The sequence below is a fragment of the Nonomuraea sp. KM90 genome (genome assembly GCF_052246675.1).
Lineage (GTDB): Bacteria > Actinomycetota > Actinomycetes > Streptosporangiales > Streptosporangiaceae > Nonomuraea.
Map to the genome: position 1 here is coordinate 1 of NZ_JBQQCB010000383.1, position 909 is coordinate 909.

The 909-nt window shown below is 68.1% G+C and carries 1 pseudogene; it reads left to right on the top strand.

Annotation, left to right across the window (positions count from 1 at the left end):
* Positions 1-909 (top strand): annotated as a pseudogene (locus ACTWPW_RS64360) (DNA-directed RNA polymerase subunit beta); the annotation flags it as partial.

Sequence of the window (909 nt, forward strand, 5' to 3'; positions counted from 1 at the left end):
TCACGCCGCAGACCCTGATCAACATCCGCCCGGTCGTGGCGTCGATCAAGGAGTTCTTCGGCACCTCGCAGCTGTCGCAGTTCATGGACCAGACCAACCCGCTGGCCGGCCTGACGCACAAGCGGCGGCTGAACGCGCTGGGCCCCGGCGGCCTGTCCCGCGAGCGGGCCGGCATGGAGGTGCGCGACGTGCACCCGTCCCACTACGGCCGGATGTGCCCGATCGAGACCCCGGAAGGACCGAACATCGGCCTGATCGGCTACCTCGCGTGCTTCGCCCGCCTCAATCCCTTCGGCTTCGTGGAGACGCCCTACCGCAAGGTCGTCGACGGCAAGGTCACCGAGCACATCGACTACCTCACCGCCGACGAGGAGGATCGGTACATCATCGCCCAGGCGAACTCCGCGCTGACGGAGGACGGCGGGTTCGCCGAGAGCCGGGTGCTCGTGCGGCGCAAGGGCGGCGAGTTCGAGCACGTCCGCTCGGACGAGGTGGACTACATGGACGTGTCGCCGCGCCAGATGGTGTCGGTGGCCACCGCGATGATCCCCTTCCTCGAGCACGACGACGCCAACCGGGCGTTGATGGGCGCGAACATGCAGCGCCAGTCGGTGCCGCTGCTCAGGAGCGAGGCGCCGCTGGTCGGCACCGGCATGGAATACCGTGCCGCGACCGACACGGGTGACGTGATCAGCGCCGAGAAGGCCGGTGTGGTGGAGGAGGTCTCCGCCGACTACATCACCGTGATGAACGACGACGGCACCCGGACGACCTACCGCGTGGCCAAGTTCAAGCGGTCCAACCAGGGCACCTCGTTCAACCAGAAGCCGATCGTGGCCGAGGGCGACCGGGTGGAGGTCAACCAGGTCATCGCCGACGGTCCGTGCACCGACAACGGCGAGATGGCGC